The organism is Streptomyces sp. NPDC055189, assembly GCF_053606765.1.
In genome coordinates this window covers 1-13404 of the sequence record NZ_JBSGSG010000085.1, presented here as the reverse complement: position 1 = coordinate 13404, position 13404 = coordinate 1, and the positions used below count along the sequence as shown (strand labels likewise).

At 70.3% G+C, this 13404-nt stretch carries 9 protein-coding genes; 4 read left to right on the top strand and 5 right to left on the bottom strand.

Annotated features, from left to right (window positions below; all coding sequences use genetic code 11):
* Positions 1-157: 157 nt before the first annotated feature.
* Positions 158-2734, top strand: a complete 2577-nt coding sequence (pepN, locus tag ACWFR3_RS37875; RefSeq protein WP_453739246.1) for an aminopeptidase N — start codon at positions 158-160, stop codon at positions 2732-2734.
* A gap of 198 nt (positions 2735-2932) precedes the next feature.
* The gene (locus ACWFR3_RS37870; RefSeq protein WP_453739245.1) at positions 2933-3976 is read left to right on the top strand and encodes a hypothetical protein; all 1044 of its coding nucleotides are present in this window, start codon (positions 2933-2935) and stop codon (positions 3974-3976) included.
* 60 nt (positions 3977-4036) lie between these two features.
* Here the strand turns inward: ACWFR3_RS37870 and ACWFR3_RS37865 are convergent, their stop codons facing one another.
* From ACWFR3_RS37865 to ACWFR3_RS37845, 5 genes are all read right to left on the bottom strand, one after another.
* Positions 4037-5203 carry a serine hydrolase domain-containing protein gene (locus ACWFR3_RS37865; RefSeq protein ID WP_453739244.1) on the bottom strand — a complete coding sequence of 389 codons (1167 nt, stop codon included), beginning with the start codon at positions 5201-5203 and terminating at the stop codon, positions 4037-4039.
* Positions 5204-5296: 93 nt separating this feature from the next.
* Positions 5297-7078 carry a TIGR03767 family metallophosphoesterase gene (locus tag ACWFR3_RS37860; RefSeq protein ID WP_453739243.1) on the bottom strand — a complete coding sequence of 594 codons (1782 nt, stop codon included), beginning with the start codon at positions 7076-7078 and terminating at the stop codon, positions 5297-5299.
* A 247-nt stretch (positions 7079-7325) separates the two neighbouring features.
* Positions 7326-7781, bottom strand: a complete 456-nt coding sequence (locus ACWFR3_RS37855) for an NUDIX hydrolase (RefSeq protein WP_453739242.1) — start codon at positions 7779-7781, stop codon at positions 7326-7328.
* Between the two features lie 9 nt (positions 7782-7790).
* Positions 7791-8696, bottom strand: a complete 906-nt coding sequence (locus ACWFR3_RS37850; RefSeq protein WP_453739241.1) for a pyridoxamine 5'-phosphate oxidase family protein — start codon at positions 8694-8696, stop codon at positions 7791-7793.
* Positions 8697-8763: 67 nt separating this feature from the next.
* On the bottom strand, positions 8764-9231 hold the full coding sequence (locus ACWFR3_RS37845) for a VOC family protein (RefSeq protein ID WP_453739240.1): 468 nt from the start codon (positions 9229-9231) through the stop codon (positions 8764-8766).
* A gap of 105 nt (positions 9232-9336) precedes the next feature.
* Here ACWFR3_RS37845 and ACWFR3_RS37840 point away from each other — a divergent pair, with 105 nt between their 5' ends.
* Complete coding sequence (locus ACWFR3_RS37840) at positions 9337-9891, top strand: CGNR zinc finger domain-containing protein (RefSeq protein ID WP_453739239.1); 555 nt, start codon at positions 9337-9339, stop codon at positions 9889-9891.
* A 165-nt stretch (positions 9892-10056) separates the two neighbouring features.
* Positions 10057-13347: a S8 family serine peptidase gene (locus ACWFR3_RS37835; RefSeq protein WP_453739238.1), complete on the top strand. Its 3291-nt coding sequence runs from the start codon at positions 10057-10059 to the stop codon at positions 13345-13347.
* Positions 13348-13404: the final 57 nt, after the last annotated feature.

Genomic DNA, 13404 nt, shown 5'->3' with positions numbered 1-13404 from the left:
CCTTAGGGAATGCGTGCGCGCTTGACCGGGGGAACGTCAGTGATCTGCCCGGGCATTCCCGGATACCGCGCGCTGGGGGCACATGCGAGGATCGTAGACATTCGTACAGGTCGTGCGATCCACGACTTCCACCTGCGAGTACAAGGGAGTACCGCCCGTGCCCGGAGAGAATCTTTCCCGCGACGAGGCCCAGGAGAGGGCCGCGCTGTTGTCCGTCGACGGGTACGAGGTCTTTCTCGACCTGCGCTCCGCGATCGGCGGGAGCGACCAGGAGCCGCGCACGTTCCGCTCCGTCACCACGATCCGCTTCCGCTCCGCCGAACCCGGCGCCGCGAGCTTCGCCGACCTGATCGCCCCGAGCGTCACGGCGGTGTCCCTCAACGGCAGGGATCTCGACCCCTCCGAGGTCTTCGACGGCACGAGGATCACGCTGGAGGACCTGGCCGCCGAGAACGAACTGGTGGTCGACGCCCAGTGCGCCTACAGCCGCACCGGCGAGGGCATGCACCGCTTCGTCGACCCGGAGGACGGCGAGGTCTATCTCTATACGCAGTACGAGCCCGCGGACTCGCGCCGCGTCTTCGCGAACTTCGAGCAGCCCGACCTGAAGGCCCCCTTCCGGTTCGAGGTGCAGGCCCCCGAGGGCTGGACCGCGTGGTCCAACGGCTCCGGTGAACTGGTCGACGGCGTGTGGAAGTTCGCCGAGACGAAGGCGATCTCGACGTACATCACGGCGGTCGTCGCGGGTCCGTACCACTACGTGACGGACTCCTACAGCCGCACCTTCGACGACGGCACGACGCTGGAGATCCCGCTCGGCGCCCTGTGCCGCAAGGGACTCGCGAAGTACTTCGACGCGGACGACGTCTTCCTGGTCACCAAGCAGGGGCTCGACTTCTTCCACGACAACTTCGACTACCCCTACCCCTTCGGGAAGTACGACCAGGCCTTCGTCCCGGAGTACAACCTGGGCGCGATGGAGAACCCCGGCTGTGTGACCTTCCGCGAGGAGTACATCTTCCGCGGCAAGGTGACCACGGCGTCGTACGAGCGCCGGGCCAACGTCATCCTGCACGAGATGGCGCACATGTGGTTCGGCGACCTCGTCACCATGCGCTGGTGGGACGACCTGTGGCTCAAGGAGTCCTTCGCCGACTTCATGGGCACCTTCTCGATGGTCGAGGCGACGCGCTTCACCAACGGCTGGATCACCTTCGCCAACAACCGCAAGGCGTGGGCCTACCGCGCCGACCAGCTGCCCTCCACGCACCCGGTCACGGCCGACATCCGCGACCTGGAGGACGCCAAGCTCAACTTCGACGGGATCACGTACGCCAAGGGCGCGAGCGTCCTGAAGCAGCTCGTCGCCTACGCGGGACGGGACGCGTTCCTGGAGGGCGCGCGCCGCTACTTCAAGCGGCACGCGTACGGGAACACCCGGCTCGGCGACCTCCTCTCGGTCCTGGAGGAGACCTCCGGGCGCGACATGGCGGCCTGGTCGCAGGCGTGGCTGCAGACGGCGGGCGTCAACTCCCTGACCCCGCAGGTCCTGCTGAACGCGGAGGGCCGGATCACCGAGCTGTCCGTCGTCCAGGAGGCCGCCGAGTCCCACCCCGAGCTGCGGCCGCACCGCGTGGCGGTGGGTCTGTACCGCCGCACGCCGGAGGGCGAGCTGACGCGGTACGCCCGCGCGGAGGTGGACGTCGACGGGCCGCGCACGGTGGTGTCCGAGCTGGCCGGCGAGGAGGCTCCCGAGCTGGTCCTGGTCAACGACGACGACCTGACGTACTGCAAGATCCGCTTCGACGAGAACTCCCTCGAAACGCTGCGGGCGCACCTCGGCGACATCACCGATCCGCTCGCCCGCGCGCTGTGCTGGTCCGCGCTGTGGAACCTCACCCGGGACGGGCTCATGCCCGCGCGGGACTTCATCGGGCTCGTGCTGCGGTTCGCGGGGCGCGAGAGCGACATCGGCGTCCTGCAGATGCTGCACACGTGGGCGGACTCGGCCCTCACCTTCTACGCGGCCCCCGAGTGGCGCGAGGAGGGCGGGCGCGCTCTCGCCGAGGCCGCGCTGCGGGAGCTGCGGATCTCGGAGCCCGGCAGCCAGAACCAGCTGACGTGGGCGCGCTTCTTCGCCGCGGTGGCCTCGTCGGCGGCCGACCTCCAGCTGCTGCAGGGACTGCTCGAAGGGACGGCGAAGATCGACGGCCTGGACGTCGACCAGGAGCTGCGCTGGTCCTTCATCGGCCCCCTCGCGGCGCACGGCGTCGCCGACGAGCGGGTGCTCGCCGCCGAACTGGCCCGTGACGACACGGCTTCGGGCAAGCGGCACCACGTGCGGTGCCTGGCCGCGCGGCCTTCCGAGGCGGTCAAGGCGCAGGCGTGGGCCGCCGTGGTGGAGTCCGACTCCCTGTCGAACGCGCTGGTGGGGGCGACGATCTCCGGGTTCGGTCAGGCGTCGCAGCGGGAGCTGATCGCTCCGTACGCGTCCAAGTACTTCGACGCCATCGAGCGGCTGTGGGCGGAGCGGTCCATCCAGATCGGGATGGACGTGGTGAAGGGTCTTTTCCCGCACCTCCAGGACGACCGGTCCACGGTGGACGCGGCCGACGCGTGGCTCGCCGCTCACGAGGGCGGCGCGCCTGCGCTGCGGCGGCTCGTCCTCGAAGCCCGTGACGACCTCGCGCGGTCGCTGCGGGCGCAGGCCTGCGACGCGGCTGCCGCTTCCTAGGCCCGTCGGGGCGGGCGCCTCGCTTCGGCGTTGCGCCCGCCCGCCGGGACACTCACGGGTCAGCCCCTGGAACGTACCGATGACAAACGGACCTTTTCGGCAGTCGAACGTCTGCACTTTAGTGCGGGGTTGTCCAGTTATGTCGACGGGCCTGTAACAGCGGTTAGAGGGCGGATCGGCAGCGGGAATGGCCGGGTCATGAACCACAACACCCCGCTCTCCCCCCGCCCCCTCCGCCACCTCGCCGACGTCCAGCGCCGCGTCATGAACACCGCCCAGCTCCGCGCCCACGGCGTCTCCGCCGCCGACGCCGCCTCCCACTGCCGCCCGGAAGGACCCTGGCAGCAGCTGCTTCCGGGCGTCTGTCTGCTGCACCCGGGGCCGCCGACCAGCGAAGAGCGCCTGCACGGCGCCCTGTTGTACGCGGGGCGGCCGCCGGCCAGGGCCGCTAAGAGCGTCCCCGTCCAGCCCGGCGCGGGCGAACCCCACGCCCCGTACGCGGACGCCCTGGTCACGGGGCTCGCGGCGCTCGCCCTGCACCGTTTCTCGTCAGCTCCCCCACTGCTCTCCCTGGACCGCATCGACGTCCTCGTGCCGCGCACCCGGCGGCTGCGTTCCACCGGTTTCGTGCGGCTGGTGCGGGCCCAGGCGATGCCGACCGCCGTACAGATCGCCGGAGTTCCGGTCGCCCCCGTGCCGCGCGCGCTCGCCGACGCCGTGGCGGGGCTCTCCGACGCGGCTGCGGTGCGCAGGCTGCTCACCGAGGCGGTGCGCGGCAACCACTGCGAACCGGCGGCGATCGTGCGGGAGTTGCACCAGGCGAAGCTGCTCACCCGTCCGCATGTGGTGGACGCGGTGGACTCGCTGCTCGCCGAGGGGCGGGCCATCGCCGAGGACCGGCTGTACCAGATGGTCGCCGAGCACGGCCTGCCCGATCCGCTGTGGAACGTCGACCTGCGATTGCCCGGCGGGCCGCACCTCGGTGGCGTCGACGCCTTCTGGCCCGATCTGGCCGTGGCGGTCGAACTGGACACGCGGGCACCCCGGCAGGACGACGACGCGCTGTGGTCCGAGTACGCCCGCAAGCGCGAGCACTTGGAGCGGCTCGGTATCACCGTCGTCCACCTGACGCCCAGGAAACTGCGCGAGTCCCTCGAACAGCAGGCGACCGTCGTACGGACCGCGCTGATGGCCTCGGCCGACCGCGATCCGGCGGCGTATGTGGTGGTACTGCCGCGCTAGCCCCACAGGGGGCGCGCTAGCCCCACAGGGGGCGGGGCGGAACCCGCCCCGCCCCGCGGATCACTTCCCGCAGAACTCCGCGTCCCGGATCGCGATCAGATCGCCGTCCAGGCTGTTGAAGTTCGCGGAGATCGCATGGCCGCCGCGCTCGGTCGCCAGGGTCATCGTCGTCGAGCCCTGGATGTCGCCGCCGTTGCCCCAGACGACGGTGCCGCAGGAGGTCTCGCGGCTCACGAGGCCGAGCCCGTACCGGTTTTCGGGCTTCTCCGGGTTCTGCTCGACGGTCTGCTTCATCTCGGCGAGCTGCTTCTTCGGCAGGAGCTTGCCGCGCAACAGGGCCGTGTAGAAGCGGTTCAGGTCCGCCGAGTCGGAGATCATCCCGCCCGACGAGCCCGCCATGGACGGATTGAGCTCCGTCACGTCGTGGAACCGGGCGTCCGGGTCCTTGGACAGCTTCATGTACGCCCGTGAACTCGGCTCCGGCATCAAGGGGTTCGTCTTCGGCACGCTGGTGGCGGCAAGGTCGAGCGGCTTGATGATGCGGCGCTTGATCTCGTCGGCGTACGAGTTCCCCGTCACCTTCTTGATGATCATGCCGGCGAGGAGGTAGTTGGTGTTGGAGTAGTTCCAGCCCTCGCCGGGGTCGAAGTCCGGCTCGTGGCGCATGGCGATGGCGACCTGCTGCTCGGGGGTCCAGGTGTCGTAGCGGTGCACGAGGAACTTCTCGGTGAACATCTTCTCCTGATATCCGGGGTCGGTCAGGATGTCGTAGATGCCGCTCGTGTGGTTGAGGAGCTGACGGATCGTGATGTTGTCCCCGTCGTGGTCGTTGCCCTCGACCACACCGGGCAGCCACCGCCCCACCTTGTCGTCGAGGCTCAGCTCGCCCTCGGCCGCCAGTTGCAGTATCACCGTCGAGACGAAGGTCTTGGTGATGCTGCCGACGCGGTAGCGGTCGTGGGCGCCGCGCGGGCTCTGCCGTTCGAGGTCGCCGATGCCCGCCGCCGAGTCCCAGGTTCCGTGCTTGTCCTTGACCTGGGCGGTCACGCCGGGGGCGTTCTCGTTGACGGCGGCCTCCATCGCTTTCTGCGTCGCGCGGTGCCGATCCCCGTGTCCGCTCCCGCCTCCCGGCGTCCCGGCGAGTGCCGGGGTCGCGAGCGCCCCCGCCGTCACCGTCATGGCCACCCCCGCGGCCACCCCCATCAGGCGTCTCCTGCGTGCCGTCATGTCTCCCCCAGCTGTGTCCGGACGTTGCGGTTGGCCGGAGGGACTCACGGGTCCGGTGCGGAGGTTGAACGCATGGCGCGGGTTGAGCGGGTTTCAGCCCTTCTTGAGGATCAGTTCCGTGTTCCGGTCGCCCGGCTCGCCGCCGAGCGCGGGCTTGGCACCAGGGGCGTTGAAGGACAGCTCGCGGTAGAGCGCGGCGAGGCCGGTCTGGGAGAGATCGGCGTAATCCGTGCGGTGCGGGGCCGACGATTCGATGAGGGTGGTGAAGAGGGAGATCGTGCCGTCGTGGTTGTCGCTGAGCTCCACCACGCGGGCCAGCTGCGGGAAGTCGATGTGCGAGGCCGTGGAGACCTCCCAGAAGGAACCCTGCGGGGTCTGGTGCGCGGTGATGTCGTTCTTGTGGCTGTGTCCGTTGACCCAGGCGAGGACGGAACGGTGGCGGGCGAGGAGCGCGACGATCTCGTCACCTCCGTGCCTGCCCTCGCGCGGACGCTCCGGGTCCTGGCGCAGATTGCGCATCGTCCTGCTGGTGTGGTGGCTGAAGACGATGACGTACGAACCGCCGCCGTCCTTCTTCTCGTTCGCCGTCAGCTCCCGCTCCAGCCAGTCCATCTGGGCCTTGCCGAGCGAGCCTTCGTAGTGGCCGCCGGGGTCCGTCGAGTCCAGGCTGATGCCGAGTACGTCCTCGCTGATGCGGAAGGAGTAGTACTGGGTGCCCGAGTCGAGGTTCTCCTGCGTGTAACCGTGCCCGGCGGGGCCGTGCCCCTTGTACGCCGGGTCGAGGTGGGCCTTGACGTACTCGGCGGGGGTGAAGGGCGCGCGGCTCTCGTCCGGGGTGACCGAGCGCATCCGCCGCGCCTCGCTCTTCAGGAGCTCCTTGAACTGCGCGCCCTTGGGGTCGCGGCCCTTCTTGACGGCCTTCCACAGGGCGGCGCCGCGCGGCTCGTCGAGGGACATCAGCTTCTTCCCGCCGACGGCGAATTCGGTGAAGTACGAGTCTCCGGGGCCCCAGCAGCCGCCGGGCAGCGCGTCGTGGTTGCCGACCGTCGAGTACCAGGGGAGGCCGAGGCCCGGGCTGTTGACCTCGCGGAGTGCCGCTTCCAGGAAGCCGTCGACCCGGGGGAAGCCGAGGGCCTTGTCGGAGTCGCGCAGGTCGTCGTCCGGGTGCCAGTACAGCTTCAGGCCGCTGTCCTGGACGCCTTCGTAGCGGCGCGGGTCGCCGGTGTTGGGGTTGATGCGCCCGCCGCTCATGGTCTTGAGGAACCAGTCGAGTTCGGAGCGGGAGTTGTTGTCCGTGTTGTCGCCCGTCGTCACCACGCAGTGCAGCGGCGATCCGGTGGCGGGTGCGCCGCGCAGGGCGTTGACCCGCTCGACGAGCGCGACCGCGCCGGCCACCGAGAGGGCCTCCTGCGGGCGCCAGGCGCTCGCGGTCTGGGCGCGCAGGTACTCGTACCGCAGCGGGTGCTGCACGTCGACCAGGTGCAGGTCGGTGAACTGGACGAACGCGGCGAGCGGGGTACGCCGTCCCTCGCGGCCGTTCCTGGCGGCGGCGAGGTCAGCGCGGACCACCCGGTCCCAGGCGGGCCCGTCGCCCAGGCGCCGGTAGCCGGAGGTGCCGCGCGGGGTCGCGACGGCGCCCAGCGTGGTGCCGCCCCGGTAGGGCGCCAGGGGCGCGGCGGGCGCCTGCCGGGAGAGTGCGACGGGGGCGGGGCCGCTGGGGGCGGCATGGCTGGCGGCGGGCCGCAGGGCGTAGCCGATGCCCGCGGACAGGGAGACTGCTCCGGTGGTCGCCAGGAAGGCCCGGCGGTCCACGGCGGAGACGGCGGAGTGGGTGGCGGCCCGGGCGGCGGTGGCGACAGAGCGTATGCGCGGCATGGCGCGGTCTCCCCGATTCCAGACGAGTCGGCAGTGGTCGCGGGCGCTTCGCACCAGGCGAAATTCCCGCTCGTACTGGATCGTTGGCATCCGGGATGACCTGCACGTTAACGAGACCGCAACGGGCAGCGCCGATCACCGTACGTGGATCATCGAGCACCCTGCGCGGTCACACATCCCTCTCCGGACGGAGAGGAGGCGGTCACTCCACGTTCACTTTTCGGGGAAGGGAAGGCCTTGCGAGGGCTCAGGAGGGCGCCGTCAGGTGTCCGTCGTCGGGCCGGGTCCGCCACAGGTCGAGCCCGATGTCGACGAGTCCGACCCGGTCGAGTCCGGGGACGGCGTCAAGGGCGTGCCAGGCCGCGAGATCGGTGGATCCGTCCTGCTCGTGGCGGAGTTCGCCGCCGGTGATCCGCGCCTCGTAGACGAGGCGCAGGCCGTGGAAGTCGGCGAGGGCGCCGAGCTTGCGGGGGTAGCGGCGGCGCAGCGAGTCGACGCCGAGGAGCGCGACGGGGTCGATGACGTACCCGGTCTCCTCGTCGGCCTCGCGGATCACCGTGTCGTACGGGTCTTCGCCGTGGTCCATCCCGCCGCCGGGGAGCGTCCAGCGCTTGCTGCCGTCGCCCGCCACCCACCGGGCGAGCAGCAGTTGCCCGTTCTGCACGCATACGGCGTAGGCCGCCACCCGTAGCTCTTTATGCACAGATTGACGCTAGTCCTCCTGGCCGGGATTGGCAGGGGAGTACTCCGGAGCGGTCCAGCTCCAGGGGCTGGCGCCGAGGGTCTCCACGGCTTCGGTGAGGGTGAACCGGACCGTGCGGGACCCGTCGTCGGCGTATTCCGTACGGGCCGTTCCGGTGAGCTGGAGGGTGGTGCCGGTCCGCCAGTCGAGGAAGAGGAGCCCTGCGCGGGGGTCGGTGGCGAGGTTGCCGAGGGACAGGAACATGGCGTTGCCGGGGTAGTCCCGCCAGGTGATTTCGTAGGGGGAGGGAGCCTCGACGAAGCCGGGGTTGCCGCCCCGGTGGCTGGCGTCGGCGCCGTGCGCGTGGACGGTGGCGAGGAAGAAGGTGTCCGCCTCGGCGAGGAACGCGCGCTGCTCGCCGGTAAGTTTCGTTCCGTGGCGGGGCGCGGAGGGGCGGCCCGGCATGGCACCCGGCGGAAGCTCCCGTTTCTGGATGTACTTCGGGCAGTTCGAGAAGACCTGGTCGGCTTCGATCGCCAGGCCCCGTGGGGTCGGCCGCGCCCGGCCGTTCAGCCGCATGCGGCGCCGGGTGCGGGGATCGAGGGCGATGGTGCCCACGGGGACGCCGTCGCCGGCGAGAGCTTCCGCGAGCGGGTCGGTCCGGCGGGGGCCGCCCGCGATCGAGATCTGGTGCGGCCCCGTGGCCCGTACGAACCCGGGTTCGCCGGTGAGCAGCGAGGCCCATACGGCGCCCGCCGGGTCCGCGCCGCCGATCACGAGCATGGGCTGGATTTCGAGGAAGGCGGCGGCGACGGGGCGGATGCCCTGGCCTATTGAGCGGCCCACGTGGTCGGCGAGGTCCCGCACGCCCACCTTGTCCTGCACGGTGCGGGAGCCCTGGTGGTAGGGAGGCTGGACTGGGGCTTGTGGCGTCATCGGTGAGGTCCTGTCTACGGGTGCGTCGTGGCTTGTCGCGCAGTTCCCCGCGCCCCTTGCGGGGCGCTCAGAAGAAGCCGCATGTCGGAGCCGACTCCACCGGCGCTGTCGCCGACTCCGCGCCGGACGGACTGTAGATCTCAAGGCGTATGCCGTCCGGGTCATGGAAGAAGATCCCGCCGGACGCCGCACCCTCGCCGTGCGGGACGACCCCCTCGTAGGCGAACTCAGCCCCGTATGCGCGCAGAGCGTTCTCGTACGCGCGGACCTCGTCGACCGTGTCGACCTCGAACGCGAGGTGGTGCAGGCCCGCGTTCCGCGCGGAGTAACCGGCATCGGCCTGCTGCCAGAGCGTGAGGACCGGGCGCCCGCCCTCCTGACCGCTCTCCCCGAGGAAGGCGTAACGGCGGCCCTCCTTCTTGCCCTCGGCGAGCAGGCCGTACCCGAGCACGTCACGGTAGAAGGCGAGCGAGCGCTCCAGGTCGGTGACGTTCAAACCGATGTGGCCGGTGCGCGGAGCGGTGGACGTCGGCATGATTCTCCCCTTGGTGGCTAACCCTTTAAAGTGAGATTAGAGGTTAGATCAGAGCCCGTCAACCGGTCACGTACTCTTGAGCGGTTAGCACTGAAGGGAACGCTCATGCCCGTCGCCAGACCCCCGCAGGACCCGCGCCCGCTCATCGGCGAGCCGCTCTCCCTCGACCTGCTCAACACCGTCTGGATGCACGACGGCGTACGGCAGGACCTGCTCACGGACGTCGAGGGGCTCACGGTCTGGCTCGCGGCGAACGGACTCGACGCGCGATTCGCCGCCGACGGAACAGCCCTGGAGCACACCCTCCGCACCCGCGAGGCACTGGCCTCCGTCGTGGACTCCCCCGGCGACCCGGCGGGCATCGCACGCGTCGACGAAGTCCTCTCGCACGGCCGTATCCGCGCGACCCTCACCGCCGAGGGGCCCGGCGAGGAGCCCGAGTTCGAGGAGCCGGCGTGGGGCGCGGCCTGGCTCGCCGCGCGCGACTACCTGAACCTCCTCGCCACCGCGCCCGACCGGATCCGCGGCTGCGCCCATGACGCGTGCGTCCTGCACTTCTTCGACACCTCGCGCAACGGCACGCGCCGCTGGTGCTCCATGGCGGCCTGCGGCAACCGCGCGAAGGCGTCGCGGCACTACGCGCGCTCGCGCGAGAGCTGACCCCAAGTCCCGCTATGCACCGCCTTGTCCGTCATGGCGGGTGGCGGAATTGCGTCATGCCCTGATCACAGCTCGGACAACTCTCCCCAAACAGCAGTCACTTGCGTAAGGCTGAGCGGTCATCCGGTTCCGGATTCCGGACCTTTTCGACCTTTACGTACAGGGATGCTGATGCACAGATCCAGTGCTAGACGCACGACCCGTCTCGCGATAGCCGTCGGCCTGACCGCCGCGCTCTCCGCCGCCGGGCCCATACCCATGGCCCTCGCGGCCGACGGGGACCCCGGGGGCCAGACCACCCCCAAGGCCGCCGAGGAGAAGCTCGGTTCGGCCGACGCCGATCTGCTCGCCGAAGCGCAGGCGGACGGCGAGAAGACCGTCACGATGATGGTCGCCACCGCGCCCGGCGCCACCGAGCAGGTCGCCGACCAGCTCGACGCCGTCAAGGGCGGTTCGGTCGGCCGGACGTACGACAAGCTCGGCTACGTACGCGCCACCGTGCCCACCGCGAAGGCCGAAGCGGCCATCGAGGCCGCCGGGAAGCTGTCGTCCGTGCAGGGCATCGACCTGCGGCACGAGATCGAACTGGACGACCCGACGCCCGCGGCCGACCGGGCCAAGGGCGCGAAGACCGCCGGCAAGGGCACGTACGCCGGGCCCGGCAAGAAGACCCCGGCGAAGAACCCGTACAACCCGTCCTTCGAGACGGGCGCCGTCGACTTCGTGAAGAAGAACCCGAAGGCGGACGGCCGCGGCACCACCATCGGCATCCTGGACTCCGGCGTCGACCTGGGTCACCCCGCGCTCAAGAAGACCACCACGGGCGAGCGGAAGATCACCGACTGGGTGACCGCGACCGACCCGATCGTGGACGCGGACGGCACCTGGCGCCGGATGACCAACCCGGTCACCGGCCCCACCTTCACCTGGGAGAGCGAGACGTGGAAGGCCCCCGCGGGCTCCTTCCAGGTCAACCGCTTCCGCGAGTCGGCCACCACCGGCGGCGACGCCAAGGGCGACATCAACCGCGACGGCGACACCACCGACAGCTGGGGCGTGCTCTACGACCCGGCCGCCGGAACGGTCCGCGTCGACCTGAACAACAACAAGGACTTCACCGACGACGAGGTGATGAAGCCGTACAAGGACGACCACCAGGTCGCCTACTTCGGCAAGGACGACCCGGCGACCGACGTCGTCGAGCGCGTCCCCTTCGTCGTCGAGATCCGCAAGGACGTGCCGACCGACCCGTACGGCGGCGACTGGGTCGGCAAGAAGGCCGACTTCGTCAACATCGGCGTCATCGAGTCCGAGCACGGCACGCACGTCGCGGGCATCACCGCGGCCAACGGCCTGTTCGGCGGCAAGATGAACGGCGCGGCGCCCGGCGCCAAGCTGGTCTCGTCGCGCGCCTGCACCTGGACCGGCGGCTGCACGAACGTCGCGCTCACCGAGGGCATGATCGACCTCGTCACGAAGCGCGGCGTCGACATCGTGAACATGTCGATCGGCGGCCTCCCGGCCCTGAACGACGGCAACAACGCGCGCGCCGCGCTCTACAAGCGCCTCATCGACGAGTACGGCGTCCAGCTGGTGATCTCCGCGGGCAACAGCGGCCCCGGCGCGAACACCATCGGCGACCCCGCCCTCGCGGACAAGGTCATCTCCGTCGGCGCCTCCATCTCCAAGGAGACCTGGGCCGCCAACTACGGCTCCGCCGTCGAGAAGTCGTACGCGATGATGCCCTTCTCCTCGCGCGGTCCGCGTGAGGACGGCGGCTTCGCGCCGATCATCTCCGCGCCGGGCTCGGCCATCAACACCACGCAGACCTGGCTGCCGGGCTCCCCGGTCGCCGAGGCGGGCTACCAGCTCCCGGCCGGTTACTCGATGCTGCAGGGCACGTCGATGGCGTCCCCGCAGGCCGCGGGCGCATCGGCGCTGCTCCTCTCCGCCGCCAAGCGCGAGAAGATCGACCTGACCCCGGCGACGCTGCGCACGGCGCTGACCTCGACCGCGGACCGCATCCACGGCGAGCAGGCGTACGCGCAGGGCACCGGCCGGATCAACGTGGTCGACGCCTGGGAGGCCATCGAGGACGACGCGAAGGCGCACACCTACACGGTGAAGGCGCCGGTCGACACCGCTCTGGAGCAGGAGCTGAAGAACCCGGGCACCGGCATCTACGACCGTGAGGGCGGCCTGAAGACCGGCCAGAAGCGGACGTACGACGTCACGATCACCCGCACCTCGGGCGCCGACCGCGGCATCCGCCACGAGCTCGACCTGGCCAACAACCACGAGGGCACCTTCAAGCTGCTCGGCGACGACGACGTGACGCTGCCGCTGAACAAGCCGGTCACCGTCAAGGTGCAGGCCAAGGCCAAGTCGGCGGGTCTGCACAGCGCGATCCTTCACCTCGACGACGAGCGCACCGAGGGCATCGACCAGCAGATCATGTCGACGGTCGTCGTCGCGGCGCCGCTCGCGAAGCCGTCGTACACGTTCGCGGGTTCCGGTTCGGTGCAGCGCAACAGCACCCAGTCGTACTTCGTGACGGTCCCGAAGGGCGCCAAGTCCCTTGAACTGGCGCTCGGCGGACTGAAGGGCAAGAGCCAGACGCGGTTCATCGCGGTGCACCCGTACGGCGTCCCGGTCGACTCGACGTCGTCGCTCGTCTGCTACTCGAACTACGACAACCCGGCCAACACCTGCCGCCCCGACCTGCGTTCGTACCCCGAGCCGCAGCCGGGCGTGTGGGAGATCGAGGTCGAGTCGCGCAGGACGTCGCCGCTCCTGGACAACCCCTACAAGCTGGACGTCTCCGCCCTGGGTGTCGCCTTCGACCCCGCGGTGCAGACGATTCCGGAGGCGAAGGTCGGCACGCCGGCGCCCGTCTCCTGGAAGGTCACCAACAACTTCGCCGCCGTTGACGGCAAGTTGAAGGGCGGCTCGCTCGGCTCCGCGAAGGCGGCCAAACCGACGATCAAGCAGGGCGAGACGCAGACGACGACCGTGGTCGTGCCCGAGGGCGCCGAGCGGCTCGACGTCGCCATCGGCTCGACGGCGGACTCCGCGGCGGACCTCGACCTCTCGGTCAAGAAGGACGGGGTCGTCGTGGGCTCGTCGGCCGACGGCGACTCGGAGGAGTCGGTCAGCCTCACAAAGCCGGCGGCCGGTACGTACCAGATCGAGGTCGCGGGTTACTCGATCCCGTCCGGCTCGACCGCGTACGACTACCGGGACGTCTTCTTCTCGGGCGCGCTCGGCTCGGTCAAGGTCGACGAGTCGGCGCCGGTGAAGCTGGCGAACGGGGCCACCGCCCCGGTCTCGGCACAGGTCGCGGCTGACGCGCCCGCCGCCGAGGGACGCCAGCTGTTCGGTGAGGTGTCGCTCCTGAACGGGCGTGGCACGGTCGCCGGTACCGGCAGTGTCCTGATCGAGAAGGTCACCTCGTAGGGTTTCCTTCCCTTGCCAAGAGACCCCGTGCCGGGCCGGTTCTGTCCGGCCCGGCAC

What these genes read in the sequence shown, in the direction of transcription:
- ACWFR3_RS37870 (WP_453739245.1), top strand. Translation starts at nt 2,933, where the DNA reads ATGAACCACAACACCCCGCTCTCCCCCCGCCCCCTCCGCCACCTCGCC.
- ACWFR3_RS37865 (WP_453739244.1), bottom strand. Translation starts at nt 5,203, where the DNA reads ATGACGGCACGCAGGAGACGCCTGATGGGGGTGGCCGCGGGGGTGGCC.
- ACWFR3_RS37860 (WP_453739243.1), bottom strand. Translation starts at nt 7,078, where the DNA reads ATGCCGCGCATACGCTCTGTCGCCACCGCCGCCCGGGCCGCCACCCAC.
- ACWFR3_RS37850 (WP_453739241.1), bottom strand. Translation starts at nt 8,696, where the DNA reads ATGACGCCACAAGCCCCAGTCCAGCCTCCCTACCACCAGGGCTCCCGC.
- ACWFR3_RS37845 (WP_453739240.1), bottom strand. Translation starts at nt 9,231, where the DNA reads ATGCCGACGTCCACCGCTCCGCGCACCGGCCACATCGGTTTGAACGTC.
- ACWFR3_RS37840 (WP_453739239.1), top strand. Translation starts at nt 9,337, where the DNA reads ATGCCCGTCGCCAGACCCCCGCAGGACCCGCGCCCGCTCATCGGCGAG.
- ACWFR3_RS37835 (WP_453739238.1), top strand. Translation starts at nt 10,057, where the DNA reads ATGCTGATGCACAGATCCAGTGCTAGACGCACGACCCGTCTCGCGATA.